The sequence below is a fragment of the Candidatus Poribacteria bacterium genome (assembly GCA_021295755.1).
GTDB lineage: Bacteria > Poribacteria > WGA-4E > WGA-4E > PCPOR2b > PCPOR2b.
On record JAGWBT010000106.1, the window covers coordinates 1 to 14968 of the forward strand.

13 protein-coding genes and 2 pseudogenes are annotated in these 14968 nt (G+C 49.1%); 7 read left to right on the plus strand and 8 right to left on the minus strand.

All coding sequences use genetic code 11. From position 1 onward, the window contains the following. Positions 1-313: 313 nt before the first annotated feature. The 3 genes and pseudogenes from thiS to J4G02_15450 form a co-directional block, all read right to left on the minus strand. The gene (gene thiS / locus J4G02_15440; GenBank protein ID MCE2395960.1) at positions 314-520 is read right to left on the minus strand and encodes a sulfur carrier protein ThiS; all 207 of its coding nucleotides are present in this window, start codon (positions 518-520) and stop codon (positions 314-316) included. Between the two features lie 15 nt (positions 521-535). Continuing rightward, a pseudogene (gene thiO / locus J4G02_15445) lies at positions 536-1667 on the minus strand (glycine oxidase ThiO). 135 nt (positions 1668-1802) lie between these two features. Continuing rightward, positions 1803-2354 (minus strand): hypothetical protein, encoded by a 552-nt coding sequence (locus tag J4G02_15450; protein ID MCE2395961.1) that lies wholly within the window; start codon positions 2352-2354, stop codon positions 1803-1805. Positions 2355-2897: 543 nt separating this feature from the next. Between J4G02_15450 and J4G02_15455 the strand changes: the two are divergent. From J4G02_15455 to J4G02_15475, 5 genes and pseudogenes are all read left to right on the plus strand, one after another. Then, positions 2898-4928, plus strand: a pseudogene (locus J4G02_15455) (30S ribosomal protein S1). 837 nt (positions 4929-5765) lie between these two features. Beyond that, the gene (gene metK / locus J4G02_15460; GenBank protein MCE2395962.1) at positions 5766-6920 is read left to right on the plus strand and encodes a methionine adenosyltransferase; all 1155 of its coding nucleotides are present in this window, start codon (positions 5766-5768) and stop codon (positions 6918-6920) included. Positions 6921-6931: 11 nt separating this feature from the next. Continuing rightward, positions 6932-8194, plus strand: coding sequence for an adenosylhomocysteinase (locus tag J4G02_15465; GenBank protein MCE2395963.1), 1263 nt, complete (start codon positions 6932-6934; stop codon positions 8192-8194). A 135-nt stretch (positions 8195-8329) separates the two neighbouring features. After that, on the plus strand, positions 8330-8566 hold the full coding sequence (locus J4G02_15470) for a hypothetical protein (protein MCE2395964.1): 237 nt from the start codon (positions 8330-8332) through the stop codon (positions 8564-8566). Positions 8567-8619: 53 nt separating this feature from the next. Next, positions 8620-9525, plus strand: a complete 906-nt coding sequence (locus J4G02_15475) for a sugar kinase (GenBank protein MCE2395965.1) — start codon at positions 8620-8622, stop codon at positions 9523-9525. Between the two features lie 84 nt (positions 9526-9609). Here J4G02_15475 and J4G02_15480 read toward each other — a convergent pair whose 3' ends face one another. Continuing rightward, a complete protein-coding gene (locus J4G02_15480) occupies positions 9610-10641 on the minus strand; it encodes a lactonase family protein (GenBank protein MCE2395966.1) in 1032 nt (343 codons plus the stop codon). A 178-nt stretch (positions 10642-10819) separates the two neighbouring features. On the opposite strand from J4G02_15480, the gene J4G02_15485 reads away from it, so the two are divergent. Together J4G02_15485 and J4G02_15490 are read left to right on the plus strand one after the other, a co-directional pair. Continuing rightward, on the plus strand, positions 10820-11344 hold the full coding sequence (locus J4G02_15485) for a Uma2 family endonuclease (GenBank protein ID MCE2395967.1): 525 nt from the start codon (positions 10820-10822) through the stop codon (positions 11342-11344). Between the two features lie 97 nt (positions 11345-11441). Beyond that, a complete protein-coding gene (locus J4G02_15490) occupies positions 11442-12482 on the plus strand; it encodes an alcohol dehydrogenase catalytic domain-containing protein (GenBank protein MCE2395968.1) in 1041 nt (346 codons plus the stop codon). A gap of 29 nt (positions 12483-12511) precedes the next feature. On the opposite strand, the gene J4G02_15495 is transcribed toward J4G02_15490, so the two are convergent. Genes J4G02_15495 through J4G02_15510 form a run of 4 tightly spaced genes read right to left on the minus strand, consistent with a single transcriptional unit; the run spans position 12512 to position 14770 of the window. Beyond that, positions 12512-12781 carry a hypothetical protein gene (locus J4G02_15495; protein MCE2395969.1) on the minus strand — a complete coding sequence of 90 codons (270 nt, stop codon included), beginning with the start codon at positions 12779-12781 and terminating at the stop codon, positions 12512-12514. Continuing rightward, the gene (locus J4G02_15500) at positions 12765-13289 is read right to left on the minus strand and encodes a hypothetical protein (GenBank protein ID MCE2395970.1); all 525 of its coding nucleotides are present in this window, start codon (positions 13287-13289) and stop codon (positions 12765-12767) included. Before J4G02_15500 ends, J4G02_15495 begins: the two co-directional genes overlap by 17 nt. Continuing rightward, positions 13219-13584: a hypothetical protein gene (locus J4G02_15505; protein ID MCE2395971.1), complete on the minus strand. Its 366-nt coding sequence runs from the start codon at positions 13582-13584 to the stop codon at positions 13219-13221. Before J4G02_15505 ends, J4G02_15500 begins: the two co-directional genes overlap by 71 nt. Before the next feature lie 22 nt (positions 13585-13606). Continuing rightward, positions 13607-14770, minus strand: coding sequence for a hypothetical protein (locus tag J4G02_15510; protein ID MCE2395972.1), 1164 nt, complete (start codon positions 14768-14770; stop codon positions 13607-13609). Positions 14771-14968 lie beyond the last annotated feature (198 nt).

Genomic DNA, 14968 nt, shown 5'->3' on the forward strand with positions numbered 1-14968 from the left:
TTCAAGTGACCGCATCATCAGGTCGAAATTGGGATAACCGGCTGTGCCGATTAGTAGTCGTGATTGATATAGGGTATCACCGATTTTGAGTCCTTCCATCTTTTTTCCTCTTTTTCGTTCCGTTTTTTTATTGCTGTTCCTATGGTGATTAAGTGTATCAGGACTTACGCAAATTTAGCACGCGGCGCGAGATTTTTTTATTTTTAACCCCCTAAATCCCCCTTATCAGGGGGACTTATGAACCAACTGCCTAAGTCCGTTGTATAATTTCGCATCATGTTACCGAAAGGCAATTGTTTTGATGTTTGAACAACTATCCGCCCTGCGCTGCCCGAATAATCTCGATTTCGCTGTCCGGTTGAATTTCTGTTGCCTCCCACTGTGTTCTAAGGATCACTTCTCGATCGATTGCAACAGCAATGCCCGGTCGGGAGGGTTCTATTTCTAGGTGAAGAAGCAGCTGATGGAGGGTTAATCCCGTTGAAACGTCCTTGGTTTCGCCGTTTACTTTTATGTTCATGAGTTCCCTCCGTGATTATACAAACCGCGACAGTTGAAAAGGTGCGATGACTTCTGAATTTTCGCCTGTTAAGATGAGTGAAGCGATTTCACGGGCGGTGACGGGGGTAAGCAAGATTCCGTTGCGGTAGTGTCCGGTTGCCATGATGAGATTTTCGAGGTGCGTTGTCTCGACTACCGGGGCGCAAACCGGTCCATGTCTCCAAAACAGGGAGGTCATATATCCCCGGAACAGCTTCCCAAGAGCTTCTGAGGAGTTCAAATAAGCCACCCGCCGTGAGTCGCGTGTCGAAGTCCATTTCTTCGTTCGTTGCGCCGATTACCAAGCGTCCGTCATCTTTCGGGACCAAATAGACATCTGTTGGATACTTAGCACGCGGTGCACGGATAACTTTTTCCAGAACGATCCCTTCTTCCATCTGCAACGCGAGCATCTGCCCTTTGACTGGCCGGACAGGCGGTTGTACAGCTTTCGGCAAGCCGTCAATATCACTCGACCAGCAGCCTGCCGCCAGCACAATGACATCGGCTTCTTCTAAATTGTCTTTGACCCAAATGCCTTTCGCTTTTCCGTTGACGACCTCAATTTTGTCAACGGGTGTGTTTTCATGAAGTATCCCGCTTGCTTTCTGATATGCCGTGATAAGTGCATCAACCATTGCTCGGTTGTCAACCTGATGGTCATCCCTACTCCAAATGGCTGCGGTGATTTTAGGCGAGAGCAGCGGCTCCATCTCACGTGCTGCTGCGCCGGTGATCCACTCGACTTTCAGGTCTAAGAGTTGTTGAGATTCGTAGAGGTGTTCCAATTCACGCGCATCGTCCCGATCAACTCCGACGATGAGTGTTCCTTCTGCCCGGTAGCCAACGCTCATCTGACTGTCGACTTCTAACTCGGCAACCCACTCTGGATACATTCGGCAGCTTTGAACCCCAAAGCTGAGGAGTGCGCGTTCCTCAAAGTGGACTTCCGCGTGGGGTGCTAACATCCCTGCAGCTGCCCACGACGCGGCACGCCCTGCGTGATCACGTTCATAGATTGAGACTTTGCAGCCTGCTTTCGCTAGCTGCCAGCCGATCCCGAGCCCGATGATCCCACCGCCGACGATGATGACTCGTTTATTTGAGTGTGGGCTGCGATTTTGCATCGCTTTTCTTCTCCAAGCGTTCCACGGCTTCCCATTTTTCTTTATATTCTTGGGTGAATTTTGGGGTTAATCTCATATTATGGTAGATTTTAGAATTACTTGGGCACTGCAAATCGGCGCAGTTGGAAACAGCGCCTACCAAACACGGGGAGCGAAAAATTGATGGTAGGCAATCCCCATGGGGACAAACAACGCCACACAAAATGCTATGCGGGCAATTCTGGCTCTCGTTTCTTGTTGGTTTTTGAAAACATAACAGATTGATAGCACCAATGAAACCACACCTAATCCGATATATATGTTTGAAATTGAAAATGTGTACAGTTTACCCGGACTTGTACCGGCTTGGCGCAACAATGAGAGTCTGGTCTCCCAATTCAGCACATCCTGCCCTGTTTCAAGGAACGTCTGAATATACGTCGCGATTTGTACTGTTGACTCTAGTTGTGAGGATATAAACCATAGCGAGGGAGCCAATATCCCAAGTGGACACAGAAACAGGAGCCAACTGCCTGTATCTTCCTCTGTTTCTTGCTCCCTCTGAATCCCATATCCGAGGATTACAACTGCTGCTGTAATGCTTATGGTGAAAACATTAGCGATTATCCCGGCATTCGCTATGATTTCTTGGCGCAACGCTTCATATTCAGAGAACTCCAGTTCCATTATGATCTGCTGCTTATCCATTATGATTTTCTTATTGGGTTCTTAGGCGAGTTGCTCTGAAATGGTGCCAAGCAGATTTCATAATTTTAAGATGTTCAATTAAAAGTATACAGAAAACGGATCGGGAAAATCCAACGAATCTGTTTTTTGCTCATTCAAAATTTGGATTATGTCGCCTTGGATTCTGTAGCTGTAAGCCCGGGTACTAATCAACCGAAATATAGTGAAGCGCAAGCTATCATAACAAAGCTATATCAATTCTGCAACGAAAAAAGTGGTATCGGGAGAATGCGGTATGTTTTTACTATCCCCTAAGAAGCTCGGTGAGGACCGCATTTGCTATATATCTATCGCTGTCCAATTTCCTAAGTTTCTTCGTTAACTTAGTTATTTTTATCTATTTGGAAATTCCGTTGCGTCTTTCTAGCATATGTGCTATACTATATGTGTTTAACCTATGTCAGAATTTTGACCTCTATAGGTCATTAGTCACCTTGAAAAAAGGAGGAGCTGGTGAATCAAATCTAATGCCGTCATCGGGTTTTGAATAGAGCCAGTAACGTGATGAACGAGGATTCAAAAAAGGAACAGGAAACAACAGATCAGCCCACATCCGAAGTGGAAGACACTGATGCAGTTGAGATTGAGGAGGAGTTGGATTCTTCTTCAGTGAATGACGACGACACTCAGTCGGACGATCAACCTGCGGAGGCGGATCAGCCACAAGATGAGCAAGGGGCACAGCCAACAGAGGAAAATGGCGAGGAAATTCCTCTGTCTGAAGGCGAATCGGACGGAGCCGATGCGACCGATGAGACTTCCTCTGTTGATGAATCAACAACCGCAGAAGCATCTGCTGATGCGCCTGAAGTGACACCAGAGCTCACGGAAATCGAGTCGCTTGAAGAAGCTTATGACAATTCTCTTAGGGCCTATTCCGAGGGGGAAATTGTCAAGGGAACAGTGATTAACGTCGATCATGACGAAGTTATGGTTGATATTGGGTTCAAGTCCGAGGGCTATATCCCGGTATCGGAATTTCCGGTTGGTGACGAGAGTATACCCACTGTAAATGTCGGTGACCAGATTGACGTATACATCGTTCGTAGAGAAGATTCTGAAGGTCAACTTGTTTTATCGAAAGAGATTGCCGACCAGAAATTGGTTTGGGATGAAATCACTGAGGCTTACGAAGCAGAGCGAGTTGTGACAGGAACCGTCGTACAGCGTATTAAGGGCGGGCTGCAGGTAGACTTGGGTAAATTACGGGCTTTCCTGCCGGCATCTCAAATTGAACTTCGGCCTCCACAAAATTTTGAACAATATATCGGTCAGGCACTTGAAGCGAAGGTTGTTAAACTGAGCAAGCGTCGCCGCAATATTGTCTTGTCACGCCGTGTGATTCTCGAAGAGGAGTTGGCAGCACAAAAGACGGCTCTCTTTGAGAACATTGAAACGAATCAAGTTCGATCCGGGGTTGTAAAGAGCATTACGACCTTTGGTGCATTTGTGGATCTTGGTGGTATTGATGGATTGCTACACAAGACAGATATGTCGTGGCGTCGAGTCAACCATCCGTCCGAGGTCGTTACCGTGGGGGATGAGATAGAGGTGATGGTTATCTCTGTTGACCGCGACACGGAGAAGGTTTCTCTCGGATTAAAGCAGAAGACGCTGGATCCATGGGAATCGGTCGAAGATAAATACCCTATTAGTTCCACGGTTACAGGCAAAGTGGTGGGCATTGTCAACTACGGGGCATTTCTGGAGTTGGAAGAGGGGGTTGAGGGACTCATCCATATATCGGAGATGTCGTGGACGCGACGAAACATCGCACCGTCAAAGGTTGTTGCAAAGGACGATGTTATTGACGCAGTTGTTCTGGACATCGACAAGGACAACCAGAAACTATCTCTTGGATTGAAACAACTGCACCCGAATCCTTGGGAGCTTTTGGAGACAAAATATCCTGTCGGAACGAAGCTCACCGGGCGTGTGCGCAATCTGACCAATTTTGGTGCCTTTGTCGAAATTGAAGAGGGAATTGATGGCTTGATCCATATTTCTGATCTTTCTTGGTTGAAGCGAATCGTCGATCCGCGCGAGGTTCTCAAGGAAGGTGATGAAGTTGAGGTCATGGTTTTAAGCATTGATCCAGCACAACAGAAGATTTCGTTAGGGCTCAAGCAGATCGAACCAGATCCATGGATAGAAGTTCCGAATAAGTATAAAGTTGGATCTGTGGTACGTGGAAAGGTTGTGAACATAACGAGTTTCGGTGTGTTTGCACAGCTCGAAGATGATATTGAAGGATTAATCCATATTTCTGAGCTCGCTGAACAGCGCATCGAGAAGCCAGAAGACATCGTTTCGGTCGGTGAGGAATTGAACCTGAAAGTGATTCACTTAGATCCGACTGAACGGCGCATTGGGCTGTCCTTAAAGGCTGCACAAGCTGAACAAGAGCGCGCAACCATCACGCAGTATCAACAAGAACAGGAAGAACGTGCCGAGCCTCAGCAAAAAGACCGCGAGGAACTGACAGCGTTTGGAGGCTTATTGAGACAAGAACTAAATAGATCGGGGTCTGAAGAGGTTCCCGAAGAAAATGGAGAGACTGCCGAGGCAACTCTTGAGGAGGGTTCTAAAGAAACACCCGAAGATACCTCCGAAGATAAGTGAAATGTAGGCATTCGGCGAGATTAACTTCTCCTCTGTTTTGACTCTGAGCATTTTTATGCTTTGAACTAATTCGTATCGGTCCAAATTGTAGATTGCTATCGCTCAGCTTTCAGAGAAGATTTCGATGATGCTGATCCGCTATGCAGCCGCTGGTCTGAGGTGTGAAAGGTGATATTCCGCCTTTTGCGCTTCACATTTCAGGTATGGTTGCGGTTGTTTTCCGGGTACTCGTGGGTTATGTGATAGCACAATATTTTTTTAGACCTATCCAAAACCTTACCGCTATCCTTCCCCTGTTGCTTCAAGCCTTCAGCGGCTGGTGACCAGTGGTTCTCATCTCTCCATTATGGTACGCGTTTGTTGATGCGTATCGCTTATCACGCCTCATGCAAGTCCGTCCGCGTGCCTAGATTCGGCAGGCAGGACCACGGATGTCGAACTGGTAGACTTCCTCAACGGTTGAGTGATAGGGGCTATCCTCGGCAAGCCCCGATGAGATTGTCGGAAATCCATAACAATTGATAAGGATTTCTCATGCCTCCAGATCGGGCCGAGGAATGTATTCAGCATGGGCACAGATTGGTCAAGGTTCGTCTGAGCTCTTGTGCTGCTTATGTGAAGGACTTTTTTATGCACTGAGAGGGTTTCCTTTGGGGTGGGACAAGATTTTCACTCACTATAGCAAGTTGAATTCGTCCCAATTTATACTCTGTTTCAGTGTGTAGTAGTATTCAATCAGGAGAAATTCAATTGGCTCAAAACTATGTATTTACATCTGAATCTGTAACTGAAGGACACCCCGATAAACTAGCAGATCAGATTTCTGATGCCGTGCTTGACGCGGTTATGAAAGAAGACCCGAATGGGCGTGTCGCCTGCGAGACGCTGGTAACCACGGGACTCGCTTTAATCACTGGTGAGATCACAACCTCTGCAAATTTCATTGATATTCCCACATTGGTTCGACAAACTATCCAGCAGGTTGGCTACGTTAGGGCAACTTATGGATTTGACTACGAACACTGTGCACTGTTGACTGCAATTGATGAGCAATCAGCCGATATTGCGATGGGGGTGGATCGGCTCGGTGCCGGTGATCAGGGGATGATGTTCGGGTATGCCTGCCGGGAGACGCCGGAGCTGATGCCGATGCCGATTATATTGGCACACAGGCTGACGCACCGGCTTGCACAGGCACGGAAAGCGGGTATATTGGACTTCCTAAGACCGGATGGCAAGTCGCAGGTAACTGTTGAATATGCTGACGGACAACCTGTAGCCGTTGATACCGTTGTGATTTCGACGCAACATGATCCGGAAGTTACGAATGAAGAGTTAAAAGAAGCGGTCATCGAAGAAATTATCAAACCTATCATTCCTGAGGAACTGCGTCAAAAGCAATCCGACATCACCTATCATGTCAACCCAACGGGGCGTTTTGTTGTCGGCGGACCGCAAGGCGATTGTGGATTAACGGGTCGAAAGATTATCGCTGATACTTATGGAGGGATGGGACGGCACGGTGGCGGGGCATTTTCTGGCAAAGATCCGACGAAGGTGGATCGGAGCGCTGCGTATGCAGCGAGGCATGTCGCGAAAAATATTGTTGCCGCCGGATTGGCGGAGCGGTGTGAAGTCCAACTCTCTTATGCCATCGGTGTCGTTGAACCGATCTCGATTATGCTTGATACTTTTGGCACGGGCACAGTCCCCGATGAGAAACTAACGCGGCTTGTGACGAAGCATTTCGATCTGACACCAGCCGGGATTATCGAACGTCTTGAACTCCGGAGACCGATTTACTCAGCGACCGCGGCTTATGGGCATTTCGGACGTGAAGAGCCGGGCTTCACATGGGAATTGACGGACTATGCAGACTTGTTGAAGTCAGAGGCAGGTGTGTAGGAGGCGAAGCTATGAATCACGATATCAAAGACCAAGAACTCGCAGACGATGGAAAGCGGCGGATTGACTGGGCAGATCGTTTCATGCCTGTGCTGCGTCTGATTCGCCAACGATTTGAACAAGAACGTCCACTTGAAGGTATGCGGATTTCTGCATGTTTGCATGTTACGACGGAAACGGCGAACTTAGTCCGAGCACTGAAAGCGGGTGGTGCCGAAGTCGTCCTGTGCGCCTCTAACCCGCTGAGTACGCAGGACGATGTTGCCGCGTCGCTTGTGGCGCATGATGGCATCCCTATTTTTGCAATCAAAGGGGAGGATACTGAGACCTATTACCAACATATTGATGAAGCGGTCAACTTCAAACCGGCGATTACCATGGATGATGGTGCGGATTTGGTTTCTCGACTGCACGCTGAAGATGCCAATCCTTCTTACGTGGAAAATGTGCTCGCCGGAACGGAGGAGACGACCACGGGGGTTATTCGTCTCAGGAGCATGGCGTCTGAAGGCGTCCTGCGGTATCCAATCATTGCTGTAAACGATGCGAAAACCAAGCATTTCTTTGATAATCGCTACGGGACTGGCCAAAGCACACTGGACGGTATCATTCGTGCGACCAATCTGCTTATTGCCGGTACTACTGTTGCTGTCGCAGGCTACGGCTGGTGCGGACGCGGTTTTGCGGATCGGGCACGGGGATTAGGAGCAAATGTCATCGTTACGGAGGTTGATCCGTTAAACGCATTGGAAGCAGTGATGGACGGTTTCCGTGTCTTGCCAATGATCCGAGCTGTCGCTGAAGCTGATCTTGTTGTTACGCTGACGGGCAATATTCATGTCTTGCGGCGCGAGCATTTTGAAGCGATGAAGGATGGCGCGATTATCTGTAATTCCGGGCATTTCAATGTGGAAATTAACATCCCTGATCTCAAGGATCTGAGCACTGAGGTGAGAACCACACGGGAATTAGTCGAGGAATATTCCCTCAAGGATGGGCGTAAGCTATATCTGCTGGGTGAAGGAAGACTTATCAATCTTGCTTCGGCGGAGGGACACCCTGCTAGCGTTATGGATATGAGTTTTGCGAATCAGGCGTTGTCTGCGGAGTATGTTGTTAAGAACCATGAGCAGTTAGAAAACCAGGTTTATGACGTGCCGGAGGAGCTAGACGCTTCTATTGCAAGTCTGAAGCTACAAGCCCTCGGTGTTGCAATTGATGGTTTGACTGACGAGCAGGAAACCTATCTCAATTCTTGGACGATGGGAACGTAGTGTAACATGTAAAACGTGAAGCGTAAAATACTAAGGGTTGCCACAAGGAACGGTCATTTTATTCAACAGGACCAGCCCGATTTGATTATTGATGCCATCCGATGGGTAGTGAAAAAAGTATAGGAGGCATGACCTATGAAAAATTCAGATCTCTGGGAAAGCATCGTTTTGCTTGTGTCGGCGATCTTACTGGTGCCAATCTGGATGTTCAAATCCAATCCGGAGCAGTTGTCTGACGGAATGTTCAAGCTGTATCAGATACTGCAAGTGGTGTTAGTGGTTGTCCTTGTTACTATCTTGGTTCGGCGTGTTCGGCGGGTGGTCACAGCGCTACGCGAAAACAAAAACCGTCAGGGCCCCTTTCCGTTCTAGATCCACTGTCACATGCTAGTCCAATTCTTATCCGAGTGAGTTACGAGGTTGATATGAGTATTTTAGTCGTCGGATCCGTAGGGTTGGACGATGTTAGGACCCACGTCGGCGAGGTCGAAAACGCACTTGGTGGGTCAGCGATCTACTTCTCGACGGCAGCGAGTTTTTTCTATGATTCTATCCGGTTGGTCGCTGTTGTCGGAGATGATTTTCCGCAGGAGCATATAGACTTCCTAGAAGCGCGAGGAATTGGGCTAGAAGGATTAGAGAAGATCGAAGGTGGCAAAACCTTCCGTTGGGGTGGGGACTACACAGGGGATCTCAACGCCGCCCAGACGCTCTTCACGGACCTGAATGTCTATGGCGACTTTGATCCGAAATTGCCGGCAACGTACAAAGATACCCCTTACGTTTTTTTGGCTAACATTAATCCTGAGTTGCAGCTGAATGTGCTTCGGCAAGCTACGGCGCCAAAATTAATCGTATGTGATACGATGAATCTCTGGATCAATATCAGCCTTGATGCACTAATGCAGACTTTGGGCGAAGTCGACATCCTGATCTTAAATGATGGGGAAGCGCGTCTATTGACCGGAGAAGAGAATTTGATCCGCGCTGGGAAGCAGATTCTCACCTATGGTCCAGATCGAGTTGTTATCAAAAAGGGGGAACATGGGGCGATTACCTTGACGGATTCCACATTCTTTGCTGCTCCCGCTTATCCGTTGGAATCGGTATCGGACCCAACGGGTGCAGGTGACAGCTTCGCCGGCGGATTTTTGGGCTATCTCGCCGCCGTTGGCGAGAACTCGGAGCGCGCGATCCGCAACGCGATTATCTACGGAACGGTTATCGCTTCTTTTAATGTTGAGGATTTTAGCCTGAACCGTCAGCGTCGGTTGACACGAGCTGAGATTGAAGATCGCTACCATCAATTGCGCGAAGCGGCCCTGTTCTGAATCCACTCTCCGCGCATCCCACTTTAGTACCGGTGCACCCCGCCCGATGTGCTTAAGATTTGGTCGTAGCAAACGGTTTGACGGCTAACCTACCCCTTGTACGATAAGTACCCACCACGGTTCCTTACCAACATCGTAGATTTCCAAAGGATAGAGGTAACCTCCATCGGCATCAATCCGATACGAAATGAGTCTGTCAGCAGACTGACCTGCACTAACCATAAATTTGCCGTTCGGGTCGATCTTGAAGGAACGTGGGGTCTTTTCTGTGGGGAAATAGCCGATGGAGTTCAATGAGCCGTCGGAATTGACAGCATAACCGGCAATGCTATCATGACCACGATTCGCAGCGTACAAAAATTTTCCGGACGGATGCATTTCCAAACGGGCACAGGAATTGCTGCCATTGTAACCTGTGGGCAGCGTTGAGAGTGTTTGGAGGGCAGTAAGTGTGCCATCGGAGGCGTTGAATTTATATGCAGTTACGCTGCTACCCTGTTCGTTGTCAGCGTAGACGAAGGGTTGGCTTGGATGGAAGCAGATGTGACGAGGACCATCTTCGCCTTCAGGGATAACTTGGGGTGTTGCGTTGGGTGAGAGGGTTCCAGTACTAGGATCAAACTGGAATTGAAAGATCGAATTGGTAGGACATGTGTGGGAGACGAATACGAATCTGTTTGATGAATCGATAGCGACTCCGTGTGCGTGTTCACCGGTCGAGTGTGTATCGCTCGGTTCAGCTTGCAGCGTTCCATCTTCTCGAATTGGGTAGACAGTTACCTTGCCGGGAACGTAGTAGGGCGTCAGCAAAAAGTTTCCCGTCTTATCTATCTCAAGGTATGCTGGGTCCTCCCAACCTGTCACCTTTGTGTCCATCAGTTCAAGTTGGCCTGTGTTCCGGTCAGCCCGGAAACTGATGATGTCTCCGGTGGCTCGAATTGCAGCGTAAAGAACATCTCGCGTCGGATGGACGGCGAGTATGCTAGGCGCGCTGTAGACTGTGACTTCTCCGTGGGCAGTAAGTGCGGCTGTTTCAGGAGACATCTTGAAGATGGAAATTTTGTTTTCACCTGCGATAGAAACGTATACATAGAGGTTCGATTTTGTTGGATCCATTGTGTCCCTCGTTGGTCCAGGAATATGTTGCTAGAGTGGAGTTGTTGGGATTTTATTCAATCCTGCTGTGCCTGTCAAGCATTTTCACGTGGGATTGCCCTCATACATTTCTTGTTTACCTTGGAATTTGGTGATATAATGTGGTAAAAATTAAGTCACAGTTGAGGGAGGCCCAACTATGAATGCAAAATCCGTTACCCTCGAAGAATTCTTGGCAAACGACTACGAATCTTATGAGTACATAAAGGGAGAACTTGTATCGATGGGCGATCCAACGATGGAACATGGGGAAGTGAGCTCTAATCTCGTTATTTTACTAGGGACCTACATACGTCAGCATCAATTGGGCCGAATTTACACAGCAGAAACTACGTTCCAAGTCGGGCAAGGTGGACGTAAACCGGATGTAGCGTTTATTTCACAGGATCGGCTCCCCGAAAACAGACGTCAAGCCAGTCCCATCCCGCCGGACCTTGCCATCGAAGTCGTTTCGCCAACTGATAAAACCTACGAAATTCAAGAAAAGGTGTCGGAATATCTCGACGCCGGTGCCCACATGGTTTGGGTCGTTGAACCTGTTTTGAAAACGGTCACTGTTTATCGTTCGCCAAGTGACATTAAAACCCTTACTATCAATGATCATCTCACCGGAGAAAATGTCATTGAAGGTTTTCAGTGTTCGGTTGCGGAAATCTTTGACTAAATAACTCATGGTGCTAAATCTGCCAAGAGAGTTGGTAAAGTTTTCCAGTTGTGGTAAATTCATTTTTACGACAATAAATTGATTTCCGGAGGATACAATGAAAGCCGCACGATTTTATGGTGGGGAAGATATACGACTTGAGACGCTACCGGATCCAATGCCGGGACCGGGCGAAGTGTTGGTTCAGGTGGAAGCAACAGGGATCTGCGGTAGCGATTTACACGGCTACCATGCGACTCCCCCAAAGTCGCTTGCACCCCGAACTGCGGGCCATGAATTGACGGGTGAAGTCATGGCACTAGGATCGGGAGATGTCAAACATAAGGTGGGTGCCCGCGTTGCCGTTGAACCAACTATCCCTTGCAACGAATGTCCAGAATGCCTCAGCGGCAACTATAACATCTGCTCCAAGTTAGTCCATATAGGCGGGACGGCACGCGGCGGCGGATTCGCCGAGTATATGGTAGCGCCTAAGGATAACGTTTACAGCCTCCCTGACAATGTATCTTTTGAAGCCGGTGCGTTAGCTGAGGTTTACGCTGTGGCTGTCCATGCGTTGTCAATGATTCCGGTTAGCCCCGGCGATCAGGTTGCAGTGATTGGGAGCGGACCTATCGGGCTGACCATTGCTCAGATGGCAGATTTGGCGGGTGCAGAATCGGTTGCCATTTTGGGCAAGCCGGACGGTCCCTTGCAGATTGCAAAGCAGATGCTTGGTGCGATTCCGATAAATGTTGATACCACCGATCCGGTCGAGGAGGTCAAGGCATGGACCAAGGGTCGGGGTGCGACCGTTGTCTTTGAAGCGGTGGGTGGTCGATCCAACACGTTGATGCAGGCAACTGAAATTGCTGCCAAGCGCGGGAGGATCTGCATGGTGGGTGGTCATGTTGCCCCTTTTTCGTTAGATGCCCGGTACGCCCGTAGCCGTGAGCTGACGGTGACATGGGCTTTCTGTTATGGACGACGTGAGGGGGAGAAGGAGTTCCAGATTGCCTTAAACCTGATGGGAGCGGGCAAACTTGACCCCGCACCGTTGATTACGCATCGTTTTCCTCTCGATGAGATTAGGGAGGCGTTTGCTGTGGCGGCTGGACGGGACACACACGGTTCGGTGAAGGTTTTGGTGCTGCCTTAGCGGATTAAAAGATATTGCAGTGATATTGCCTATCCCATCAGAGTTGAACGGCTGATCCTTCTGCTCCGAAACCAACCACGCTCGATAGCGTTGACAACGACCAAAGTCAGTGTTACGTCATACCGTGCCGGCTCTGTGATGATTCGGCTCGCGTCAACTTCTCCTGTTATTATTATTCTATCAGGGGGATTTACCTCTCCGATTGCCTCTTCTTCGACAAGCACAACTCCATTGACGTTAACATTCAGAAACGCGCCGGTTTTGGCTGCATCCTGAACAATATCATATTGCAGTATCACGGGTTTGATATTTCAACATAAGCGTTTCGCCTTCAGCTGCCCAATAGGTATCAGTATCTATCAAGAGTGACTGTTGTGCAAGTACTTCAACTGTGATGACGTGTTCAGCTAGTGCGAATCCGTCGGTCAATTGTAGCGTGATTGTATGTGTGCCGGGTGTGTCTGACGCAACGTATGTCACGCTTGATGTTTCGCCAATGATCTGTCCACTGCTTGCCTCCCATCTAAAAATTAGATCTGCTTCATCGCCTGAATAATCAAACGTGGCGGTAATCGTTGTGGTGCTACCCGCTTCTAGCGTTTGACTTGTCAGATTTAGTTCGTTGATTTCTACGGTATGCCGTATTGCAGACGTTGGGGTTGGATCGGTATCGCAGCCAACGAGGATCAAGATGAGAATACAGATTGGAAAGAGCCATATCCAGCTTTTGAACGACTTAAAAGGCTTCAGAAATCTCAGCGGGTGTTTTGTCGGTCTCTTTCTGCAAGACGTTGTTTCGGAATACATATCGTTGGTTTCCATACCATTCGATTCGCCATTTATCAAAGCCACGCTCGGACCTAGTGACGCACTCCGGGGGGCCGAGCTTGGCATGAAGTGCCTCGACAGTCTTTTGATCGCGTTCAACGAGGTATTTTGTCAGGATTGCAACGCTGCCTAGAATTGCTACGAGCGCCAATTTTCCCTGTGTTTTCACACTGATGCTGTGTGCGCTTGAAACAGGATTGAGCAATAAAACAACCACCACCAGATAGCAGGTAACTTTTCTTCTGGGATTGAAATGCGCTATTTGACGGGGCATAGCGCACCTCAATCTAGGCTCTTTATTGTTCATACAGGTCAACCGCTGTTTCTCCGCGTGCGAATCGCTGTGCTGTTCTCGCAGCGGAATCGCTGTTGGTGTTTTTACGCACATCGGTTGTCCAACGTGCCAGGCCAACGAGCAACTGATTTCGAGCGGGATGTCCTTGGCACAACTGCCATTCATCAAACGTGGTTCGCAACGTATTGAGGATATCCCAGCCGTTGTCGTCTTTAAGGATGCTTTGTCCCAGTTCGGACAATAGGCGGTCATCGGAGAAGTCACTGTTGAGATATTGCCGCGTTATCCGCCCAATCTCCTGGATCTGAATCGTTTCGATAGCGTTGATAACAGCCTCAATGGCCTCATCTTCGTTTGGTGCCTCCGATGGAGTCGTACTTCTCAGTGTGCTGAGCGGCGTCTGCCTGATGTTGAGCCAACGGTCACTGAAGAATTGCCACGCTACGTGATAGAGTGCTTTGGCAGCAACCTGAAAACCGGCGAATCGCAATGCCGTTCGGATTGAAGAAGCGAGGGAAATCTCTCGGCCCAATTCCCACCAGCCCGGACTCATACTTGCGGGGGTGCGTGCCATCCGATCCGCTCCCAGAAGCACCATCGTCGAAACGATGCGGTTTATCTCAACGCCGGCTTTTAATGCCTTGGTGACAGTATCGAATGTGTCGTCGAGGTCACCGCTGACAATGCCTGCGACGAAAGCGTCTTCGTCAAAATCGGCTGTTTGGGTAGACGGGTTGGCGGCTAAATCGGCGATAAAGTCCTCTAGCGATTCCAACTTGGCGATTCCCTCCCGCCGAATTTCGTCCGGCGCGCCGCGTCCCCGACCAAGTATTTTCGCTGTGAGATTACAAACTAGCTCCTCGGCCACGTCCCAACCGAACTGTTCAAGCAACTCGGCGAGATAGCCGATGTAGAGTAGGCTTTCGTTATGTCCCAAGAAAAACGGTTCGACAACGCATTCATACGCTAGCGGGAGGATTTTATCGTCATGGTCGCCGAGTCGCCGCGCGGTGATGAGGCACTTTTCTATACCCTCCCATTCTCGGTCGACGGAGAAGACGCGAATCCATCGCTCTAGTTTCTCCCACGTAATCTCTCCGGGCAGAGGGTCGATAGCCGGACGATCGCCCGCCCGTCCGTGGGATGAGCCGATCTTCTGGTTCATACTGCTTGGCAACCCTCACACCGTTGGTCAGATAAGCGAGTTGCCATCCTCCTTCGTTCGCGTCAAGTTCGGTGACATAGTGTCGTCCCGCATGACGGACCAGTCGGTTCAGTACATCCGTTTCGGAAACTCCTCTGGCGAGCATAATTGCAACCGCCTTTGAGAGCGTCCAGTTATCGCCGCTCAACAACCCTTCTT